The 604-nt window shown below is 67.2% G+C and carries 1 pseudogene; it reads left to right on the top strand.

Annotated elements, in window-relative coordinates:
* A pseudogene (locus ABB22_RS17430) lies at positions 1-568 on the top strand (acyl-CoA dehydrogenase family protein); the annotation flags it as partial.
* Positions 569-604 lie beyond the last annotated feature (36 nt).

Here is a 604-nt window from a genome sequence, read left to right on the forward strand (position 1 = left end):
CAGCGTGCTGGCGCCGCTGAGCGCCGTGGGCGACGAGAACGGCTGCACGCTGGACAAGGCCACCGGCGAGGTCACCACCGCGCCGGGCTTCAAGGAAGCCTATGCGCAGTTCGTCGAGGGCGGCTGGACCGGCCTGACCGCGGCGCCGGAGTTCGGCGGCCAGGGCATGCCGGAAACGCTGGGCATGGCGCTGAGCGAGATGACGTCCTCGGCCAACCTGGCCTGGAGCCTGTTCCCGATGCTGTCGCACGGCGCGGTCGAGGCGCTCAGGCACTACGGCCAGGACTGGCAGAAGGAAGCCTTCCTCAAGCCGCTGGTGGCCGGCCACTGGACCGGCACCATGTGCCTGACCGAACCGCATGCCGGCACCGACCTGGGCCTGCTCAAGACCCGCGCCGAGCCCAATGCCGACGGCAGCTACGCCATCACCGGCACCAAGATTTTCATCACCGCTGGCGAGCACGACATGAGCCAGAACATCATCCACCTGGTGCTGGCCAAGCTGCCCGACGCCCCTCCGGGGCCGAAGGGCATCTCGCTGTTCGTCACGCCCAAGTACATGGATGACAGCCTGTCTCTTATACAAATATGACGCTGCAGGCGA

Origin of the sequence: Stenotrophomonas nitritireducens (assembly GCF_001431425.1) — a bacterium.
GTDB lineage: Bacteria > Pseudomonadota > Gammaproteobacteria > Xanthomonadales > Xanthomonadaceae > Stenotrophomonas > Stenotrophomonas nitritireducens.